Consider the following 17,211-nt stretch of genomic DNA (forward strand, 5'->3'; position numbering starts at 1 on the left):
TGGACATGACGAAACGATGACGCGCCTATAACAAAAATATGGAATATCAACGCGTTAATCTGCTCTGACCTCTGTAATATTTTCTTACTATGGCGTTGGCGCCGCCGGGGCTTTACAATCTGCCGCCGTGAATTTGGCGGTGACCGGCGGCGAAACGGCGTAATATGGCGCTCTTTTGTCGCGATTGTGGTTTTGATAAGTGAGGCTCAGGTGGAACAGTTTGATGTCGTAGTGATTGGGGCGGGCGCCGCCGGCATGTTTTGCGCCGCGCAGGCGGGGCAACTCGGTTGCCGCGTATTGCTGCTCGACAACGGCAAAAAACCGGGCCGCAAGATCCTGATGTCCGGCGGTGGGCGCTGCAACTTCACCAACATGTACGCCGAACCGGCGGCCTATCTGTCGAACAACCCGCACTTCTGCAAGTCGGCGCTGGCGCGCTATACCCAGTGGGACTTCATCGATCTGATCAACCGTTACGGCATCGCTTACCATGAAAAAAAGCTGGGGCAGCTGTTCTGCGACGATTCGGCGCAGCAGGTGGTGGATCTGCTGGTCAAAGAGTGCGAGCTGGGCCAGGTGACGATGCGCCTGCGCAGCGAAGTGCTGGACGTAGAGAAAACCGAGAATGGCTACGCGCTGGCGCTGAATGGTGAAAAAGTGAGCGCTCGCTCACTTGTGGTGGCCAGCGGCGGATTATCCATGCCGGGGTTGGGCGCGTCGCCGTTCGGTTACAAACTGGCTGAGCAGTTCGGTCTTAAGGTGCTGCCGACGCGCGCCGGGCTGGTGCCGTTTACCCTGCATAAACCGCTGTTGGAGCATGTACAGACGCTGTCCGGCGTCTCGGTGCCGGCGGTGATCACCGCCGAGAACGGCGTCAGCTTCCGTGAAAGCATTCTGTTTACCCATCGCGGCCTGTCCGGCCCGGCGGTGCTGCAGCTGTCCAGCTACTGGCAACCGGGTGAGTATGTGAGCGTTAACTTACTTCCTGAGCTGGATCTGGCGGGCTTCCTGGATGAACAACGCTTGCAGCACCCGAACCAAAGCCTGAAAAATACCCTGGCGCTGCACTTGCCGAAGCGGCTGGTGGAGTGCTTGCAGACCCTGGGACAATTGCCGGAGGCGACGCTGAAGCAGCTGAATGCGCCGCAGCAGGCGGCGCTGGTGGATCTGTTGCAGAACTGGCGCGTGCAGCCGAACGGCACCGAAGGCTACCGCACGGCGGAAGTGACGCTCGGCGGCGTCGACACCAACGAACTTTCTTCCAAGACGATGGAAGCCCACAAGGCGCCGGGGCTCTACTTTATCGGCGAAGTGGTGGACGTGACCGGGTGGTTGGGCGGTTACAACTTCCAGTGGGCCTGGAGCTCGGCCTGGGCCTGCGCCCAGGCGCTGGCAGCGCAGGGGCGTTAACGTTCAGCAGTGACGGGTTAGGCCGATTTTTTTGGCATAAAACGCAGACACAACCCCGCGACCGCCGCTGCTGCTGCATAAAGCATTAGCAGGTAGGCGGTCGAAAGCGCTTGCGGATCGCCGAGACCCCATTCATTAGACTTGTGAACCATTTCCCACGCCATGTCCGGTGTCAGCAGCAGCCGAGAGGGAATGATGTTCGGCAAGACAGCGAATACCAGGACAAAAATCACCGAGGCGATCGGTTTTCTCATATGGGGCAGCGCCTCTCGTAGCCAATGACATCGATAGAACCATAAGCTAGCAGCTTATTGTTGGTGCGTGGAACACCTACCCGTGGCGTTCAAACAGATGGGGCCGATAAGGCTCCATTATCTATGGCCCGTTAATCTCATCCCCCCGGCCCTTTCAATTCCACGCGATTACCGTCCGGATCGCTGAAATAAATGGACGGCCCGTCGCCTTCCGCCCCATAGCGCGATTCGGCGGGATCAACGCCGATCCCCTGCGATCGCAGATAGGTCAACAGCGCCTCTTCGTTGAACGGATCGATGCACAGGCAGACGTGATCGACATTTTGCCTATGAGGATCGGGCGCTTCGCCGCCTTTTTTCCCCAGCACGCCGTTGACGTCCACCAGGTCGATCATGGAGGCACCGGCGCGCAGGTGCACCAGCCCCAAATCCGGTCGCTGTTTGGCGATATCACAGCCGACGATCTGGGTATAAAAACGCAGGCTGTTCTGCATATCGCGCACGCGCAGAACCACATGATCCAGCCGTTGCAAGTTGAAGGGGCGCACGGTCATCTCCTCAAATGAACATCTCCTTTACAGCATAAGCGGCGATGACGGATTTATCCTGCTGCGCGGCGTGCCCGTTCGTGCGCCCAAACCCCAAAAAAAACGGCCGATGGGTGCAGCCATCGACCGTGGGGCTTAAGCGTTCAAGCGTTAACGAGGGAAGTTGCCGCTCAGCGCATCCAGGCCGCCCTGGTAGATGCCGCTGAACAGGGCGATGGCCTCGTCGTCGCTGATGTTGACCGGCGTGAAGCTGCCCGACCATTCCACGCGCGCCACGTTGGCGTCGTCGGTGGCGTGCACTGACAGGGTGGACAGGTAATTCACCACCGGGAACGGCGCTTGCATGATGGAGTAGCTGTAGCTGCGTTGACGGTTGTCGAACGCTTCCAGCCGCTCGATGACGATACCGCCGTCGGCGGTGGTTAAGGTACGCACGCGGCCGCCTTCAGAAACGACGCTTTTTGGGATGAACGGCAGCCAGTCAGGCAAGGCGTCGAAGCCGCCGATCAGTTGCCATACGGTGTCGGCAGATGCCGGGATGTCCATAGAGACGGATGTAGTAGCCATTTTCTTTCTCTCTTAATATCGGTTTCGGATACAGGGTTACATTGCCAGCGTATCTACGACGCCGCCGTCAACGCGCAGCGCCGCGCCGGTGGTGGCCGAAGACAGCGGAGACGCGAGGTAAACGGCCAGGTTGGCCACTTCATCGACGTCCGCCGCGCGCTGAATGATGGAGCTTGGGCGTTCGGTTTTAACGAACTCGTCGGCCTGATCGCGTGCGCTGCGCCCGGATTTGGCCGCCGCATCCGCCAGCATTTCTTGCAGGCCTTCGGTAAAGGTTGGCCCCGGCAGGATGGCGTTGACCGTCACACCGGTGCCGGCGAGGCGTTTCGCCAGGCCGTGAGACACCGCCAGGTTGGCGCTTTTGGTGACGCCGTAGTTGATCATGTCCGCCGGGATGGCGACGCCGGATTCGGACGACACGAAAATAATGCGTCCCCAACCCTGCTCGGTCATGCTCCGCGCATAGTGGCGCGCAAGACGCACGCCCGAGAGGACGTTGACGTTATAGAAGTGCATCCACTCGCTGTCGGGCACGGTAAAGAAGTCTTTATCGTTGAAAATGCCCAGGTTGTTGATCAGCACGTCGGCTTTCGGTTCCGCGGCGAACAGGGTGGCAGCCCCTTGTTCCGTCCCGAGATCTGCGACCACGCCGCGCACCTGCGCGCCGGGCACGTTGGCGCTGATGTCGGCGATAGCGTTATCGACCCCGGTTTTCTGACGGCCGACGATCACGACGGTGGCGCCCGTTTTGGCGAGCCCGCGCGCGATGCCGAGGCCGATGCCGGAGGTGGAGCCGCTGACGACGGCGACTTTGCCTGATAGATCCAGTTTCATCATGTATCTCATCGAGTTAATGGGGGTAATGGGGCCATGCGGCCCCATAAAACTTAACGAATCGGCAGCGGTGCGTTGTCGGCCACCAGTTTCTGACGGCGCATTTCGGCCCAGAATTCAGCCGGGATAACGGCGTCCAGCGCAGCCAGATCTTCGGCCATGCGGCCAGGGCGGCTCGAACCGGGGATCACGGCGGCGACCGCCGGGTTAGCCAGCGAGAACTGCAGCGCGGCGGCTTTGACGTCGACCTGGAAGCGAGCGGCGATCGCTTTGATTTGCGCCACTTTCGCCAACACCGCCGGGGATGCTTTCTGGTATTCGTAGTGCTCGCCACCGGCCAGCACGCCGGAGTTGTAAGGGCCGCCGACGACAATGTCGACGTTGCTCGCCAGGGCTTCCGGCATCAAACGTTGCAGCGCGCGTTCATGATCCAGCAGGCTGTAACGGCCGGCCAGCAGGAAGGCGTCCGGCTGCGTTTCGCTCAGGCCCAACGCCAATTCGCAAGGCTCGACGCGGTTGACGCCGAGGCCCCAGGCCTTGATCACCCCTTCTTCACGCAGACGGGTCAGCGCGCGGAAAGCGCCGGTGCGAGCGATGTTGAACTGCTCAATCCAGTTGTCGCCGTAAAAGTCCTGGGCCGGATCGTGGATCCAGACGATGTCCAGACGGTCGGTTTTCAGGCGCTTCAGGCTGTCTTCAATGGAACGCAGCGTGGCGTCGGCGGAGTAGTCGTTGACGATCTTGTTCTTCAAACCGTGTTCGAACAAACCGCCTTTCTCACCCAGATCGCGGGCGGAGGTGTCTTCTTCTTCGTCCAGCATGATGCGGCCCACTTTGGTGCTCAGCACATACTCGTCGCGTGGGTATTGCGACAGCACTTCACCCATGCGGATTTCCGACAGGCCGGAACCGTAGAGCGGCGCGGTGTCGAAGTAGCGGATGCCCAGATCCCAGGCGCCGCTGACGGTGGCTTGCACGTCCTCTTGCGGGATGTTGCGGAACATATTGCCGAGTGGCGCGCCGCCCAAACCGATCTTGCCGGGTAAAATATTTTTGATGCTCATAGTCGATCCTCAATACGTTATCTTTTCAGGGAAACTTATGGGGCTCATACCTGTCTGCCCCGTCACGAGGCTAAAGATAACGTGGCAAGTTGTGACTTGATAGGACATAATTCGTCTAAGTTAAGTCCTTTGAGGTCTCACATGATCGATTTACGTCAGTTGAAATACTTTGTCGCGGTGGCGGAAGAGGAGCACGTCGGCCGCGCCGCCGAACGGCTGCACATTTCCCAGTCCCCACTGAGCAGGCAGATTTCCCAGCTTGAGGAGCGCCTCGGGTTGATGCTGTTTGAGCGCAATCAGCAGCGCATCCGCCTGACGGCCGACGGCCAGACGTTTCTGGCCGAAACCCGCGCGCTATTGACGCACGCCAACCGGCTTGAGTCGCTCGGGCGCCGCCTGGGACGGGGGGAAGACGGCGGGCTGTGCATCGGCTATATCGAAAATGCGATGCACTCCGGCGTTTTGTCGAACGCATTGCGGGCGCTGCGGGTGTCCCGGCCGGATGTGCACATCGTGCTTTACAGCCAGCCTTCTTCCATGCAGCTCGAAGGGCTGCGGCAGCGTAGCCTGGACGTGGCGCTGGTCAATACGGCGCCGGATCGCGACGATCAGGATTTGGACTATACGCAGGTGTTGGACGATCGCATGCTGCTGGCCCTGCCGCAGACGCATCCGCTGGCTGAAAGGGAGACGCTGCAGCCGGCGGATCTCACCGATCAGGCCTGGATCTCGGTGATCCACAAAGAGGATGCCCATTCGCGCGACGACTTCGTGGCGGCCTGCGTGAAGGCCGGGTTTGATCCGGATATTCGGCTGGAAGCGGGCGAGCCGCTGACCGCGCTGGGGCTGGTCGCCGCCGGGTTGGGGATGACGCTGATCCAGCACAGCCTGCGGCATAACGCGCCGCAGGGCGTGGTGCTGCGCGAGCTGCCCTGGATGCAATACACCACGCAGCTGTGGGCAGTGTGGCACAAGGCCAACCTGCGCCCGCTGGTCACCCATTTTCGCGAAGTGATGTCGGCCGGGCCGGCCTGCCACTGATCGCCGGCGGCGCCCGGCCCGGATTGCGCCCGCTACGGCACAGCGCGCAGGGTGGCGACGATCGCCGCCAGGTCGGCGCGCTGCTCGTCTGCCAGCGCGGGCTGCGCCTGCGCGGCATTCTCCGCCAGCAGGGTTTGCAGGCCGATCAGCCAGTCATAGATATAAAACGCGGTATTCTTGGTCGGCGTCGGCGCCAGCCGGGTTAGCCGCTGCTGGCCGCTCCAATCCACCGCCGGCTGCGGCGGCGGGGTAAAGATCGGCTGGCCGGGATTGACGCGGCTTTCGGGGCGCGTTGCCACATCGCGCCGCGGGAAGCCGAGCCAGGCGACGAAGTCGCCCAGTAGCGCCAGCGCCTGACTGATCTGCCGATCTTCACCCTGTTCCGGCAGGCCCCCGGCGCACAGTGCACGCTCCAGTTCGTCGTCGAGCTGCAGGCGGCAGGCGGCGCCGATCAGCGCATCGACCAGCAATTCCAGGTGTGGTTTCTCGACGCCGAGCAGATCCAGCAACCGGCGGCTGTCCGGCAGCGCACGCAGATGATTGACCCAGTCTGCGAAGATCCGTGCGGCAAAAGGCGATGCGGGCTGCTCGCCGGGCGCCGCAGGGTCTTGCTCGCCGAACAGATCGATATCCAGCCCGAACGGTGAAGGCGCCATCGTCGGAGCCGGTGCGGTGTGCTGCTGTTGCTGATAAAGCTGGCGCAGCGTATCGCGCTGGGGTAGCAACCGCTCCAGCAGTTCGCCGTGGCGGCCGGCCTGTGCCTGCAGTGCGCGCAGCAGCTGTTGCGCGCGTTGCTGCGTCGCGTGCGGATCGGCGGCGGTGAGCCAGTTGCCGAGCAGGCTTTCCGTCAGCTCGCGCTGCAATTCCTCACGCTGTTCGAGCAGGCGCGCTTGCTTGTGGGCCGGACGCGCCTGAGCGGCCAGGTAGTTCACCATGCGGCGACAGTCCTGTTCATCCAGCGCCAGCAGCGTGGCCCAGCTGTCGCCGGGCTCGCCGACCTGACGCTGGACGGCGTCGTCGGGCCGCGCTTTGCCTTCCTGACGCGAGTCGAACGGCGTGATTGCCCAGATTAAACCGGGCTTGCGGCGTTGGCGCAGCGCCGGGGTTTCCCCCTGGGTGTGGTTGACCCAATCGCCGAGCGCCTGGCCGACGCGCGCAGCGTCCTGCGGCGTGGCGGCGGCATCGGTTACCAGCAACAGATTGGCGTGCAGGCCGTCCGAGCAGCGGGTCAATAAATGGGCGCGCTTTGCCTGTTGCAGACGCTGCGCCGGCTCCGCCTGCGGACAGCTGCGGCTGCCGGGCAGGTCGATCAGCGCCACCTCGGCGGGCAGGCCCGCCTGCGCCGTCTGCGGCAGAACGGTGGTCACTTCGGCGGTCAGCCAGGCTAGATCGCTCAGTGCGATCTCCCGTTCATCGCCGTTTTCGGTCATGACGGCGATCGTGGCGTTTTCCGGTACGGCGTTTGCGGTCAGCAGCGCCAACGCGCGGCGCGGGGCATGAACCTGTCGGCTGCCGCCGAGGGTATGCAGCGCGTGCGCCAGCTGGCGATAACGCGCCGTCAACGTCGCCTCCTCTCCCCACAGCGGTGCAAACAGGCGCGCGCGATCGTCGATGCTCAGCTGCGGCGCCAGCGCCACGGCCTGCGGCCAGAAGTGCCTGTCGAGCGTGGGTTGCTCTTTGCCGCCGTGGCGGCGTTGGTTGTCCCACAGCGCCAGCACGGCGTTGCCATCGAGGCCATCGAGGGCGACGGCTTGGCGGTGGCGCGCCAACGCTTGCAAATGGCCGGCGATGGCGCGGGCGTCCCAGTCCGGGCGAAAGCCGCGCATCGCGGCGGCGTCGATCGTGATGGCCAACCACTGCGCTTCGTTGAGCAGCGCGAGGGCGATCGGATAATCGGCGGGCCCCGTTTCGGCCGCCGTGCAGTAGCGCACCGCGAGCGACAGGTCCGCGTTGAAGCGTTTGGCGCCAGGCGCCAGCGCCGCCAGCAGATGGGCCTTGGCGGCGGCGTTGTGGCCATACAAACCGATGGCGACCTGCGCAGGCCGGGTGTTTTCCAACTGGACGGCGCGGTTATGGCAACCGCGCAGACGCAGCGTCAGGCGATCGGCTTCCCGCTCCAGGCGGGCGGATTGTCGGCGTGTGGCGTCCACCCAGCCGATCGCCTGCACAATGCCGGCGCTGAGCGCGTTATTCGGAGCCGCTGGGGCAAAGGTGTGCGTTTTCATCGTGGGTAAATGCTCCCGCTGTCTATCCAGTAGTGGGTCGCACCGGAGGCGCTGGCAGCCAGGGTATTGAGTTTCAGTTGCAGGTGGTGAGCCGGGACGGGGCTGCCGTCGGCCAGCACCGCCTGCGCGATCTTGACGCTTTCGGCGCCCTGTTCGGCGCTGGCGGTGATGGCCAGACGCAGGCCGATCACCGCGTCGCCGGCCAGCTTGCGCGCCAGCTGGGCGTCATTGATGGTCAGCGTATAGAGCGGGGAGGCCGGCCAACGTTCGTTGTCCAACTGGCGGAAGCCCAGACGCAGTGGGCCGCGCAGCTGAAAGCTGACGGCGGGATCGAGCGCGAAATCGGCGCGATCCAGATCGATGTCGCGGTAATAGACGTTATCGTCCGCCAGCATATTGTTGCCGTCCAGCATGCCCAGATAGCGAATGGTGGAGTAGGGCTGGAAATCGCCGACGTTGAAGTAAAAGCTCTCCAGCCGCAGATCGATCGCCAGCAGGCACAGCATGGCGCCCACGGCAGCGGTGGATTTCGGGTTGTCGATGCGGCCGCGTTTGTTGAACGGGTACCAACTGCGGGTGTGGTAGCCCTCGAGCGGCAGAATGCGGCTGGCGGGCAGCGGCTGCAGGTGGCGCAGCAGCGCCTGCACGCCGGGGAAACGCGCCGGGCGGCCGGTCAGCAGCAGCACGTCGCAGGTATACAGCGCCACCACTTCGGCCAGCAGGCGCAGGCAGCGGCCGATGCCGATGCGATCGGACAAGAAGGCGGCGTGCAGATCGGCCAGGCGGGTCACCAGCGGGGTGTGCAGAATATCGAAGGCGTCGCTGTCGGCTTCGCGCTGCACTTCGCCGTTGATAAACGCCAGCACCTGCGGCGTCGGCGGCTGCGGCAGCAGATCGCCGAGGTTGGCGGCGATTTCCGCCCGGCTGTCCAGCGGATCGTACTGCTCATAGGCGGCGAGCAGCGCGCGTCCGGCGGGCATGAAGATCTGCAGCGCGGCCTGCTGACGCAGGGTGGAAAGCCCGTCCATGCGCCCTTCGTTGCCGAACAGTTTGTCCATCAGTGCCGCGGCGGCGCTCACGCCGGCGGCCTCGAACGCCTGTTGCACGGCGGGCAGGACAAACTGCTGGATGATGTCCAGCAAGATATCGTCGCCGGCGACCTTAAAGCCCTCGCGGAACAGCAGGCGCGGGTTGATTTTGATGTTGTTGCCTACGCCGTCATCGAGCGAGTAGTGCGTGATCGCCAGATCGGTGGTGCCGCCGCCGATGTCGATGGAGGCGATGCGCAACGTCTTGCCGGGCTGTTCACCCGGCGCCAGCGGCCGATCGGGCCGCGCCATGGCGGCGAAGAAGGCGTCGGTGCGGCCGGCGAAGTTCACCTGGGTTTCGTTGTACAGATAGACCATCTGGCCGCAGGTGGCTTCGTCCCACTCGATCTGCACTTGCGGCGCCGGGAAGCGGGTGTGCTCGCCGTTGAACGGCGCATCCTGCGGGTGCCAGCCGAGGGCTTTCCATACCAGCCCAATCGCTTCCTGCATGCGGCGGCGGAAGATCTCGCGCTCCGGCTTCGGCATCGCCGAAGGCAGCGTCAGGATGATGGCGCGTAAACGGCGCGGCGCGGTGGCGTTCGGCATGCGGCTGCGTTGGGCGATGCTGTTGATCTGCATCAGCGCCTGCGCCAACAGCTCGCTCAACATCAGGCTCATCACCGCACTGCGGCTGTAATGGGCGGCGAACACCGGCAGCCGTTCGGCCGTCGGCAGGGCGGACAGCGGCACGCCCTCATCGTTGATCAGGGTGGTCAACGGCGCGGCGGCGGCCATCGGCTCGTGCCGCTCGTTGAAGCGCCAGCCGGGCGCATAGCGCTCCTCGTCCCACAGATAACGCCGTGGGCTGGAGATGCCGGTGGTGCCTTCATGCCCTTCGCGTCGCTGCGCCAATTGCGCGGCTTCATGGCCGACGCGGGTGATGGACGGCCATTGGAAGGCATCGTCGCGTCCGCTCTGGAAGGACAGATGCGGCTTGCCGAACGCGGCCCGAGAAAACTCCACCCGGCTCTCGAACAGTTCGTTGTAGACCTGATGCGGTTCGGACAGCGAGCGCAGCTGCAGCTCATAGGTTTGCTTCAGGCCGTTGCTCTCTTCCGGATGGTCCTCGACCAGCACGCCGCAGGTGTGAGAATTGCCGACGTCCAGCACCAGATCGACGTCGATCGCCGGTTGTTGCAGCGTCGCCGCCACCATTTTTATCTGCGGCACCGTCAGCTGATGGCCGAGCATGTGCAACAGGTTGAGGTAGTGCGCCTGATACTCGAAGGTTTTCAGCCCGGCGTTGATCTCCGCCTCGGCGCGCTGTTCCCGCTCGGCGGCGCGCTGGCTGAACGCCTCGCGCAGCCAGCCGTCCACCCAGGTCAGATCGAGGAACTCGCCCAGCTCGTGGTTGCGGTGCGCCAGCGTGAAGTTCAGCCCGGTGCCGAGATCGCTTTCGCCCGGCGCCAATGCTTCCTGACCGGGCGCGGCGGCGCGGGTGTCGAAGGCCAGCACCACGCGCAGCAGGTTACCGTCCTGATCCGGCTCATCCAACTGCACCACCTGCAGACGTGCCCAGTTATCCGGGCCCGATAAAAACATTCCCGAGGTGGTGTAGCGCAGGAACGGCAACGGCAGCCAGAGCTTATCCAGCAGGCGCAGCGACTGCTGCAGCGGGTAGCTGAACTCCGGCCGCACCACTTCGGCGGCCTGGTCGCCCACGGCCGGCAACTGGTATTTGCCGCTCTCGGCCTCCCATTGCAGGCGCAGCAGCGGGCCGCTGGCGGTCTTGCGCACGAATTTGCCGGGAAACTCGGCGTCCAGCCGCGGCGTCAGGGCAAAGTCCAGAAACTGAATGCCGCTGTCCTGAATCAGCGTAATGCCGTGTTTGTAGTCAGTAAGGGGGGCCAGCATCATTTACTCTCGCGCTTGAACGTCATGGGATAGGTGGTGTCCGCATCGTAGCGGCCGGTGCACTCCGCCGCGCCGGTCTCGCCTTGGCGGCAGACGATTTCCGGGATCTGATAGCGGCTGCCGTCGCTGCAGCGCGCCTTGGTGCGGCTGTTGATCACCAGATTGCCGGACTGCATCAGCCCGGCTTCGACCGCGACCCGGCAGGTGACGCCGTCGCCGTAGGCGATGATGGCGTTGCCTTTGCCCGCGTTCAGGCGGTATTGCAGGCTGGGGCGTTTGCCGGTGATCGGATCTTTCAGCGCCACCGTGGCGCGCCATTTGCCGTTAAGGAAACGGGTGGAGCCAGCCTTCACCGCCTCGGGTGGCAGCACCAGCGCATTTTTGTCCAGCGGTTGCGGGATGGTCGGCGCCGGGGGCGGCGGCATCAGCGTGGCGTGCGCCAGCGGCAAGCGCAGCTTAGGCAATGGCGCGGCGGTTTTTTCCGGTGGTGCCGGAGGGTGCACCTCAGCCGGCATCGCCGGTTGCGGCGGCGGTGAGCGGTGCAGCCAGGCGGCCAGCGCCGCACTGCCTAACAGCAGTACCGGTAACAGCCACAGCGCGTGGCGCCGACGCGGGCGCACGACGGCAGGGGGTTCGACGGGGGCCGCCGGAGCGAGCACCGGTTCAGGCTCGGCGGCCGGTGTTGGTTTTGCCGGTTCAACAACGGCTGGCTTGCGTGGTGCGGCGGCGATCGGCGCCGGTTTTTCCACTTCCGATTCGAGCGGGCGCAGGCAGGCTAACGGATCGTCCGGGCTCTGCGCCTGCGGTTTGATAAAGCCCCAAAAGGTCAGCACCGGTCGGTCGTCTACCAGGTAGACGTGGTTGGGATCGGGAATATGCATCGCTTTGGCCAGCAGCGCGCCGAACAGGCGGTGGCTGGGATGATCGGTCGCCCGGGTCTGTTCCGTCAGGCTGCGGAAGGTCGCCAGACAGTGTTCCAGGTGGCGCACCGCCTGCGCGCGCTGGGCGTCGCTTGCCGCCAGCCAGGAGGTCACTTTTCCCGGGAAGGGCGCATACCAGTCGATGCGGGTGCCGCTTTCGTTCGGCTGGGGGATCGCCAGACAGTCGGCGGCCTGTGGCTGCCGGCGAAGACGCAGGGTTTCCCGCAGCTGCTGCGCGCAGGCGTAGATCGGTTGCCCGTTCTCGCCTAAAGCGAGCACATCATCCAAACTGCCACTGCGTAAGAAGGGTTTCACCACGGCACCGCACCTTGTCCTGTTCTGCAAAAACGCATAAAAGTCCATGATACCCCGCAGGCGGCGGCGCCAAACGGCCAAGGACAGCCCGAAAAACGCCCTTCTTCGGCGTTAGCGATGCGCTTTGGCAACCGGCACAGTGAAAATCTCGCTATCTGGACCTGTCCGTGAGCCGCTTTATCTGAAAAATAGAACGCAACCCCGGCAAGCGACGCCGGGGAATGCTGTTCTCTTTCACTATGACCTCGCCTCGCGGGTTGCCGATTTCGGTATGCCTCAGGCGTGCGGAGCGTTCGCATCATGGACAGTCAGTCTGAAAAAACTCTCGTTGTTACCCCCGCTCATCCCGTTGTCGGACATTCCGCTCAGGGCTGGATGAACGGCTTCCTCGGCATGATTATCTTCAGCGGCTCGCTGCCCGCCACGCGGGTGGCGGTGCTGGAGCTCGATCCGCTGTTTCTGACGGCAGTCAGGGCGGCGATCGCCGCCTTGCTGGCCCTGTGCGCGTTGCTGATCACCCGCCAGGCGCGGCCGACGCGGGCCGATTTGCCGCCGCTGCTGTTTGTGGCGCTCGGCGTGGTCATCGGCTTCCCGCTGCTGACGGCGCTGGCGCTGCAGCACACCACCTCGGCGCATTCGCTGGTGTATATCGGCCTGCTGCCGCTGGCGACCGCCGGTTTTGGCGTCTTGCGCGGCGGAGAGCGGCCCAAGCCCGCTTTTTGGGCCTTTTCCGGTATCGGGGCCGCGCTGGTGGGGGCGTTCGCGCTGAGCCAGGAAAGCGGCGGTGCCTGGCAGGGGGATGCGCTGATGATCGGCGCGGTGCTGCTGTGCGGTCTGGGTTATGCCGAAGGGGCGGTGTTGTCGCGCCGGATCGGTGGTTGGCAGGTGATCTCCTGGGCGCTGGTGGTCGCCTTGCCGTTGACGCTGGTGGCGGCGTGGTGGGCGGCGCCGGCCACTTGGCCTGCCGTCAGCGGTGCCGCCTGGCTGTCGCTGGTGTACGTCTCGGTGTTCAGCATGTGGATTGGGTTTATCTTCTGGTATCGCGGCCTGGCGCAGGGCGGCATCGCCGCCGTCGGGCAGTTGCAGCTGCTGCAGCCGTTCTTCGGCCTGATGCTGGCGGCCTGGCTGCTGCAGGAAACCGTTCAGCCGATGATGATCGCCGTGATGGCCGGCGTGGTGGTTTGCGTGTTCGGCGCCAAGCGTTTTTCCCGCTAGGCGCCGCTGCCGGCGCAGGCCAGGATCACTTCGCCGAGCCGTTTCACCGCCTGCTGTACCTGGCGTTCATGGTAACCGCCCAATCCCAGCACCAGACCCGGCTCACCGTGGCCGGGCGCATACATCGGCGACACCGCCCGCAGCGCCAACCCGGCTTCGTTGGCGCACTGGGCGACCCGCACGTCATCGAGATCTTTCCTCAGCCACAGCACCATGTGCATGCCCTGATTGCAGGGCTGCACTACCGCCAAATCGGCGGGGATATGCGTGTTGATCGCCTCGATCAGCATCCGGCGTTTCTCGGCGTAGACGCCGCGCATTTTGCGGATATGCCGGTCGAGATACCCTTCGGCGATAAAGGCGGCCAGTACGTGTTGATCCGCGCTGGGCGGGTGACGATCCATCAGGATCCGCGCGCCGCAAAAGGCGTCGACCAGCGGCGGCGGCACGATGGCGTAACCCAGCCGCAGCGAAGGGAACAGCACCTTGCTGAAGGTGCCGAGATAAAGCGTCCGCTCGGGCGCCAACCCTTGTAGCGAGGGGAACGGGTGGCCGGCGTAGCGCATCTCGCTGTCGTAATCGTCTTCCACGATCCAGGCCTGCCGCTCTTTGGCCCAGGCCAGCAGGGCGCTTCGTTTCGCCATGCTCATCGGCATGCCCAGCGGGTATTGATGCGACGGCGTGACAAAGGCGGCTCGGGCGTCGGCGGCCAGGCGCACGCCGGCGGCGACGTCGATGCCGTCGTTAGCGACGGGTACCCTGATCATGTGCCGATCGCGAAACAGGCTGTTAAAAAGGGCGGTGATGCCGGCGTAGGCGGGGTCCTCGACCCAGGCGCTGTCGCCGGCGTCCAGCAGGATCTGCGCGGCCAGATACAGTCCTTGCTGGGTGCCGGCGGTGATGAGGATTTGCTGCGGCGTGCAGTTGACCGAGCGGGAACGGCGCACATAGTCGCAGATGGCTTCGCGCAGCGGCAACGCGCCCAGCGGATCGCCGTAGCCCGACGGGGCGCCGGGGCCGCGCGCCCGGATGCGGTTGCCGAGCCGCCGCCAGACATCGTCGGGCGCGGTATCGCCGATCGGCACCGAGACGGTGAACGGCACCGGCGGCAGCGCCCGCACCTGGGCGGCGAAGCGCGCCAGATGCTGCGCCTGTGAAGAAAGCGGAACCGCTACCGCCGAACTCGCCTGTACCGTGGCGCGTGGCGTGCGGCGCGGCGCCTGATAGTGGGCAACCCGGGTGCCGGAACCGGGCTGCGGTTCGAGAAAGCCTTCCGCCGTCAGCTGAGCAAAGGCCTCCAATACCGTGCCGCGCGCCAGATTCAGCGCCGCCGACAGCCGGCGTGTCGAAGGCAGCAGATCGCCCGCTTTCAGATCGCCTTTGTGGATAGCCCGGCGCAGGGCCTGCGCCAGCTGGTGGCTAAGCTGCCCCGCCTGGCGGTCAATCTCGCCGAGGGCGGGGACGTCAACGACTTGGGCTGTTCTGGGCATGTATTCCGGCTCGCTTTGCAGTACAAAAATGAGTATTCAGAGTAAACCACTCTGATATCACTCGCGAGCCTGTTGTCGCTCAGCTTAGCCCCCGCTGATTCAGCAGCACCTTATTCAACTCGCTGTTTTTACGCACGTTAAGCTTGCGCATCGCCGAACGCTTATGGGCGCTGATGGTTTTCTGGCTGCGCTGCAGCAGGCCGGCGATGCTGCAGGCGGACATGCCGCTGCTCATCAAACCCAACACCTTTTTTTCGCAGTGGCTGAGCGCGGCGATGCGGCAGGCCTGGCATTTCCACAGGCCGGCGGCGTGCAGCGCCACCCACGGATGCTGGATGAACTTTTCCAGCGCCATCTGCAGCTTGAGACGGATGGCATAGGCCGAATCGCGCCGATGGATGCTGAACAGCGGCGGCAGGTTTTTCACCTGTTGCTGGGTCGTGTCGTCGAGGATCAGCAGGGTCAGCTGCCGCTGGCGCGGGATGCCGTAGGCGCTCTGGTAGCAGCAGGCGCAACCCCAGCGCTCTTCCGGCGTGCGAAACACGATTTCGATGTTATCCAACGCCTGCAGCGCCAGCGGCGAGAACTGCGGGTACAGACGCTGGCATTCGTTCAGGGAGTGCAGATAGTCCTGCAGCAGCAGACGCAGCCCCTGCTGGTAGAAGTTATCGCTGTCGAACAGCGTGAAGCGAATATCTGGCATGGGTGGCTCCTTAAAAGGGCCGTGGCACCGCGCCGGAGCGAACGGTGACGGCCCATTGCCGGCGTTCGCGCGCCGGTCGTTTTCCTGATTTCCCTGGGGTGGTGCGGGCTTATTGGTACGCCAGCACAAAATTGGCGACGGACGTGAATTCGCCTTCGGTAATGCTTTGGTTCTGGATCGCGCTCGGCTGCCCCTGCACATAGGCGGTGAAGTTCAGGCTGTTGGGGCCGTTTTGCAGCGCGACGGCACTGGTGGCCTTATTCAGGTCGATGTCCGCTCCCTGATGATCGAACAGGGCGATGGCGGCGCCGTTCGCGCCGTTGTTGATCGCCAGCTTGCCCGGCAGCTCTCCGTCTTCGGTGCCGCTGAAGGTCACGCTGACGGATTTGAACACCGTGGTCTTGCAGTCGGTCAGCTTGATGCTGAACGGCACCGGCGTGGTGTGGCCGTAGCGGTACAGGGTTTTGACGATCACCGTGCCCATCTCAACCAGCTGATCGGCGGACTGCGGTTCGATATTGCACGGGCGGCTCACCACGGTGCCGTGGAACTGCACCGGCGCGCCGATAAGCTCGGTGTTCGCCGCCGCCGGTATGGCAACCCACCAGGGCGCGCAGCTCAGCAGCGCTAAAGCGCGTAGACGCATTTTCCGTTCCTCCCTCGGTTACTGGAATGCCGCCACGATGGTGGCCGATGCGTTGAATTCCCCTTCGCCGATCTCTGCGCCGCCGTTGGCGAACGGCGCCGCCACCAGGTTCCAGGAGCCGCCGTTGCCGATGTTCGGCACCGGGTAAAACTCATTCGGGATAACCAACTGGCCGTTGTGCGTCAGCCGGATGCCGAGATCGTTCTTGTCGGTTTTGAACACCTCGTTGCTGAAGGAAGCCGCCGTGCCCGACACCGCCAGCTTGATGTTCAGCGTGCCGTCCTCGAAGCTGCCGCCCTCGCACTGGAAGCGCACCGGAATGCTCTGCGGATAATTCGAACCGTTGAGATCGCTGCCGCCGATCTCGCCGAACTCGACGTTGATCAGCTGGCCTTCGTTCACCACGCATTTATCCGGTACATAGAGGATCGCGGACTGGATAAACACCTGCGCCATCGGATTGGGGCCGAAACCGCCGTCGGTCGAGCCGAGGCGGCCGTACATCTCGATGATCTGCCGATCGTTAATCTCGACGCCGTTAATGATCTTTTTGCGCACCCGGAAGGTGATCTTGCCTTTGGAACCGCTGCCGTAGTTGTTGACCTGTAAGTACGGCGGCTGGCAACGGTGTTGGCTCAGCAAATTCGATTCGTTGTAAAAAGGCACGGTGACGTAGGCATTCTTGTTGCCGGCAATCCACACCTCGGCTTTTAAATCCAAAAAGTCATTCAGTTTTAAATAGCCGTTGCCGTAGTCGGAGGGGGGCAACGCCGAATCCGACTTGTAAAAGTGCGGGCTGGTTGGAATAGGGGTATCGCAATACACCTTGCCGGTATAGGTGCCGCCCAGATCATAGGGAAACAGTTTGGTGAACCCTACCTGGTTGGTGATGTTGCTTTGATTGAGGTCGATATAGAACTGTTTGGGGCCGCCGTCCGGCGTGACGTAGCCGTTGGCCCAGGCGGCGGGGGCCGCCAGTGCGATCGCCAGCGGCAGGCAGAGTTTGGTCAGTTGTGTTTTCATCGCGTTCTCGAGCC

The 17,211-nt window shown here is 63.8% G+C and carries 15 protein-coding genes; 3 read left to right on the forward strand and 12 right to left on the reverse strand.

Going from position 1 to position 17,211, the window contains the following annotated elements; translation table 11 throughout:
• The first annotated feature begins 210 nt into the window (after positions 1 to 210).
• Positions 211 to 1,410 (forward strand): NAD(P)/FAD-dependent oxidoreductase, encoded by a 1,200-nt coding sequence (locus ACJ8J4_RS22170; RefSeq protein WP_442516109.1) that lies wholly within the window; start codon positions 211 to 213, stop codon positions 1,408 to 1,410.
• Positions 1,411 to 1,427: 17 nt separating this feature from the next.
• Here ACJ8J4_RS22170 and ACJ8J4_RS22175 read toward each other — a convergent pair whose 3' ends face one another.
• From ACJ8J4_RS22175 to ACJ8J4_RS22195, 5 genes are all read right to left on the reverse strand, one after another.
• A complete protein-coding gene (locus ACJ8J4_RS22175) occupies positions 1,428 to 1,664 on the reverse strand; it encodes a hypothetical protein (protein ID WP_043139055.1) in 237 nt (78 codons plus the stop codon).
• Positions 1,665 to 1,801: 137 nt separating this feature from the next.
• A complete protein-coding gene (locus tag ACJ8J4_RS22180; protein WP_197836490.1) occupies positions 1,802 to 2,218 on the reverse strand; it encodes a VOC family protein in 417 nt (138 codons plus the stop codon).
• A gap of 144 nt (positions 2,219 to 2,362) precedes the next feature.
• On the reverse strand, positions 2,363 to 2,779 hold the full coding sequence (locus tag ACJ8J4_RS22185) for an SRPBCC family protein (RefSeq protein ID WP_197769831.1): 417 nt from the start codon (positions 2,777 to 2,779) through the stop codon (positions 2,363 to 2,365).
• A gap of 36 nt (positions 2,780 to 2,815) precedes the next feature.
• Positions 2,816 to 3,613 carry an SDR family NAD(P)-dependent oxidoreductase gene (locus ACJ8J4_RS22190; RefSeq protein ID WP_025304600.1) on the reverse strand — a complete coding sequence of 266 codons (798 nt, stop codon included), beginning with the start codon at positions 3,611 to 3,613 and terminating at the stop codon, positions 2,816 to 2,818.
• 53 nt (positions 3,614 to 3,666) lie between these two features.
• Positions 3,667 to 4,677 carry an aldo/keto reductase gene (locus ACJ8J4_RS22195; RefSeq protein WP_025304599.1) on the reverse strand — a complete coding sequence of 337 codons (1,011 nt, stop codon included), beginning with the start codon at positions 4,675 to 4,677 and terminating at the stop codon, positions 3,667 to 3,669.
• Between the two features lie 141 nt (positions 4,678 to 4,818).
• On the opposite strand from ACJ8J4_RS22195, the gene ACJ8J4_RS22200 reads away from it, so the two are divergent.
• Positions 4,819 to 5,718, forward strand: a complete 900-nt coding sequence (locus tag ACJ8J4_RS22200; RefSeq protein WP_025304598.1) for a LysR substrate-binding domain-containing protein — start codon at positions 4,819 to 4,821, stop codon at positions 5,716 to 5,718.
• A 32-nt stretch (positions 5,719 to 5,750) separates the two neighbouring features.
• On the opposite strand, the gene ACJ8J4_RS22205 is transcribed toward ACJ8J4_RS22200, so the two are convergent.
• From ACJ8J4_RS22205 to ACJ8J4_RS22215, 3 genes are read right to left on the reverse strand one after another with little or no spacing between them, the layout of a single operon-like run.
• A complete protein-coding gene (locus ACJ8J4_RS22205; protein ID WP_197836489.1) occupies positions 5,751 to 7,943 on the reverse strand; it encodes a virulence factor SrfC family protein in 2,193 nt (730 codons plus the stop codon).
• The gene (locus tag ACJ8J4_RS22210) at positions 7,940 to 10,885 is read right to left on the reverse strand and encodes a virulence factor SrfB (protein ID WP_197832497.1); all 2,946 of its coding nucleotides are present in this window, start codon (positions 10,883 to 10,885) and stop codon (positions 7,940 to 7,942) included. Before ACJ8J4_RS22210 ends, ACJ8J4_RS22205 begins: the two co-directional genes overlap by 4 nt.
• Positions 10,885 to 12,123 (reverse strand): SrfA family protein, encoded by a 1,239-nt coding sequence (locus tag ACJ8J4_RS22215; protein ID WP_197836488.1) that lies wholly within the window; start codon positions 12,121 to 12,123, stop codon positions 10,885 to 10,887. The genes ACJ8J4_RS22210 and ACJ8J4_RS22215 overlap by 1 nt, the downstream gene beginning before the upstream one ends.
• 297 nt (positions 12,124 to 12,420) lie before the next feature.
• On the opposite strand from ACJ8J4_RS22215, the gene ACJ8J4_RS22220 reads away from it, so the two are divergent.
• Positions 12,421 to 13,335, forward strand: a complete 915-nt coding sequence (locus ACJ8J4_RS22220) for a DMT family transporter (protein ID WP_049205608.1) — start codon at positions 12,421 to 12,423, stop codon at positions 13,333 to 13,335.
• Here the strand turns inward: ACJ8J4_RS22220 and pdxR are convergent.
• The 4 genes from pdxR to ACJ8J4_RS22240 form a co-directional block, all read right to left on the reverse strand.
• On the reverse strand, positions 13,332 to 14,825 hold the full coding sequence (gene pdxR, locus ACJ8J4_RS22225) for a MocR-like pyridoxine biosynthesis transcription factor PdxR (RefSeq protein WP_049294963.1): 1,494 nt from the start codon (positions 14,823 to 14,825) through the stop codon (positions 13,332 to 13,334). The two genes, ACJ8J4_RS22220 and pdxR, sit on opposite strands and share 4 nt — an antisense overlap.
• 79 nt (positions 14,826 to 14,904) lie before the next feature.
• A complete protein-coding gene (locus ACJ8J4_RS22230; RefSeq protein WP_043139025.1) occupies positions 14,905 to 15,528 on the reverse strand; it encodes a helix-turn-helix transcriptional regulator in 624 nt (207 codons plus the stop codon).
• A gap of 109 nt (positions 15,529 to 15,637) precedes the next feature.
• Positions 15,638 to 16,174: a fimbrial protein gene (locus tag ACJ8J4_RS22235; RefSeq protein ID WP_025304591.1), complete on the reverse strand. Its 537-nt coding sequence runs from the start codon at positions 16,172 to 16,174 to the stop codon at positions 15,638 to 15,640.
• Between the two features lie 18 nt (positions 16,175 to 16,192).
• Positions 16,193 to 17,197, reverse strand: a complete 1,005-nt coding sequence (locus tag ACJ8J4_RS22240) for a fimbrial protein (RefSeq protein ID WP_025304590.1) — start codon at positions 17,195 to 17,197, stop codon at positions 16,193 to 16,195.
• Positions 17,198 to 17,211 lie beyond the last annotated feature (14 nt).

Source organism: Serratia sp. CY47280, assembly GCF_052168655.1.
Lineage (GTDB): Bacteria > Pseudomonadota > Gammaproteobacteria > Enterobacterales > Enterobacteriaceae > Serratia > Serratia bockelmannii.

Excerpts from the sequence above, each read along its gene's own strand:
- ACJ8J4_RS22175 (WP_043139055.1), bottom strand. The coding sequence starts at position 1,664 with ATGAGAAAACCGATCGCCTCGGTGATTTTTGTCCTGGTATTCGCTGTC.
- ACJ8J4_RS22180 (WP_197836490.1), bottom strand. The coding sequence starts at position 2,218 with ATGACCGTGCGCCCCTTCAACTTGCAACGGCTGGATCATGTGGTTCTG.
- ACJ8J4_RS22185 (WP_197769831.1), bottom strand. The coding sequence starts at position 2,779 with ATGGCTACTACATCCGTCTCTATGGACATCCCGGCATCTGCCGACACC.
- ACJ8J4_RS22190 (WP_025304600.1), bottom strand. The coding sequence starts at position 3,613 with ATGAAACTGGATCTATCAGGCAAAGTCGCCGTCGTCAGCGGCTCCACC.
- ACJ8J4_RS22195 (WP_025304599.1), bottom strand. The coding sequence starts at position 4,677 with ATGAGCATCAAAAATATTTTACCCGGCAAGATCGGTTTGGGCGGCGCG.
- ACJ8J4_RS22200 (WP_025304598.1), top strand. The coding sequence starts at position 4,819 with ATGATCGATTTACGTCAGTTGAAATACTTTGTCGCGGTGGCGGAAGAG.
- ACJ8J4_RS22205 (WP_197836489.1), bottom strand. The coding sequence starts at position 7,943 with ATGAAAACGCACACCTTTGCCCCAGCGGCTCCGAATAACGCGCTCAGC.
- ACJ8J4_RS22210 (WP_197832497.1), bottom strand. The coding sequence starts at position 10,885 with ATGCTGGCCCCCCTTACTGACTACAAACACGGCATTACGCTGATTCAG.
- ACJ8J4_RS22220 (WP_049205608.1), top strand. The coding sequence starts at position 12,421 with ATGGACAGTCAGTCTGAAAAAACTCTCGTTGTTACCCCCGCTCATCCC.
- pdxR (WP_049294963.1), bottom strand. The coding sequence starts at position 14,825 with ATGCCCAGAACAGCCCAAGTCGTTGACGTCCCCGCCCTCGGCGAGATT.
- ACJ8J4_RS22230 (WP_043139025.1), bottom strand. The coding sequence starts at position 15,528 with ATGCCAGATATTCGCTTCACGCTGTTCGACAGCGATAACTTCTACCAG.
- ACJ8J4_RS22235 (WP_025304591.1), bottom strand. The coding sequence starts at position 16,174 with ATGCGTCTACGCGCTTTAGCGCTGCTGAGCTGCGCGCCCTGGTGGGTT.
- ACJ8J4_RS22240 (WP_025304590.1), bottom strand. The coding sequence starts at position 17,197 with ATGAAAACACAACTGACCAAACTCTGCCTGCCGCTGGCGATCGCACTG.